At 60.1% G+C, this 1,990-nt stretch carries 1 protein-coding gene; it reads right to left on the minus strand.

Annotated features, from left to right (window positions below; translation table 11 throughout):
• Window positions 1–200: 200 nt before the first annotated feature.
• Window positions 201–1,481, minus strand: a complete 1,281-nt coding sequence (serS, locus tag ACFMO5_RS01695) for a serine--tRNA ligase (RefSeq protein ID WP_376791040.1) — start codon at window positions 1,479–1,481, stop codon at window positions 201–203.
• Window positions 1,482–1,990: the final 509 nt, after the last annotated feature.

Below are 1,990 nucleotides of genomic sequence, written 5' to 3' on the forward strand. Positions count from 1 at the left end.
CTTCGGCGCCCGGCTCCACCCCAAAAACTCCACGAAGAACTCCACCGCGTAACTCCTATGTAGGGATTTTGAGATGAGTGAGGATGCCTTCGGCGGCCCCGCTCACCTCAAAATCATTTAACTCCCCTCTGTGGTCCCAAGGGCCGCAGCGAGAGGAAGTAAAGAGGACGGCCCCTCGTGGGTTTCGAACGGCCTCGCTCCTATCCCTTCGGCCCCCGCAGGACCTCCACACCGAGATACGGGCGTAGGACCTCTGGGACAATGATGCTGCCATCCCGCTGCTGGTAGTTTTCCAGAATCGCGATCACCGTGCGGGGGAGGCCCAGGCCGGAACCGTTGAGGGTGTGCACATACCGCGGGCGCGCGCCCGGGCGCGGGCGGTAGCGCAGGTTGGCCCGCCGGGCCTGGAAGTCCTCGGTGTTGCTGATGGAGCTCACCTCCAGCCACTCGCCGCATCCAGCCGCGTAAACTTCCACATCATAGGTCTTCGCCGCGGCAAACCCTAAATCCCCGGTGCAGATCTCTACCACCCGGGTGGGCAATCCCAGACGCCGACAGGTGTCCACCACATCTTCCACCATCTTCTCCAATTCCAGATAAGAGGTCTCCGGGGTGGTGAACTTATACAATTCCACTTTATCGAACTGATGCCCCCGCTTGATCCCCCGCACGTCCCGCCCTGCGGACATCCGCTCCCGTCGGAAACACGGTGTGTAGGCCACATAGTAAAGTGGCAGTTGGTCGGCCTCCAGGATCTCATCGCGGTGCAGGTTGGTGAGGGGCACCTCAGCCGTGGGGACCAGCCAGATATCATCCTCCACGTCGTGATACAGGTTATCCTCGAACTTGGGGAGCTGGCCGGCACCGACCAGGGTTTCGCGCTTGACCACGAACGGCACATAGACCTCCGTGTAACCGTGGACCTGGGTGTGAAGATCCAGGAGCCAGCCGATCAGCGCCCGCTCCAACCGGGCCCCTAACCCCCACAGCACATAGAACCGGCTGCCGGCGAGCTTGACCCCTCGCTCGAAATCGATCAGCCCCAGGCGGGGTCCCAGCTCCCAATGGGGAAGCGGCGTGAAATCGAACTCCGGGATCTCCCCCTCCACCCGCACCACCCGGTTAGCGGATTCGTCTGGGCCTACCGGAACGCTCGGATGCGGGATGTTGGGGAACTGCAGCAAGAGCTCATCCCGTTGCGCTTCCAGATCGCGGAGCCGCGCCTCACCCGCAGCCAGGCGTTCGCCCAGCTCCCGCATCTCGGCGATGCGGGCCTCCCGTTCCGGGCCTGGAGGCATCTTCGCGATCTCCCGGGAAACCTGGTTGCGCACTGCGCGCAACTGTTCCACCTCCTGCAACGCGGCCCGGTAAGCCGTGTCCAGCTCCAGGAAACGATCCACCAACTCCGGCGATTCCCCTCGATGGCGAAGCCCCGTCCGGACCTCCTCCGGATTGCGCCGGATCCGTTCGACATCCAGCATCGCATTCACCTCATCGAAGGCACTCGAAGTGAAGATCCTGAATTTCCTAATAACCATAAACCCGATGGCAGGCCTTCGTCAAACCAGAGATTCGACTCGGATGGCTTACCCCGGCGCTCTGCCTCTTCACCCCCATATCGCTAAAAGCCTGCCCGAGCAGTGACCATTCCTGCATACACCCCGGAGAAAAAGCAAATGTCCTCAGTGCCCGCTCCACCTTCTCACTCGACGCCAAAACCCTAAGACGTCAACAGACGCTCCAGACAACTTGTTAAAATCTAGTTAATTGTCTTGTGCAAACACGGCTCTGATGGTACAATAGTGGTAGAATTTTGAGTTAGTCGCTGTGAACAAATTACCATCCCCTAACCTATAGTGAACATTTTTCCCTTCTTAGTGGAGTGAACGTTAGCTGGGTGCTCTGCATGCTACTGCTCCTTCCGTTTTGGCTGAGGAAGCGGATGGCATCTCCCCACGGCCCCAGGGGCCGTGGGGAGGAAAACGTATTT

The sequence above is a fragment of the Thermoflexus sp. genome (genome assembly GCF_042408365.1).
In the GTDB taxonomy this organism is placed as follows: domain Bacteria; phylum Chloroflexota; class Anaerolineae; order Thermoflexales; family Thermoflexaceae; genus Thermoflexus.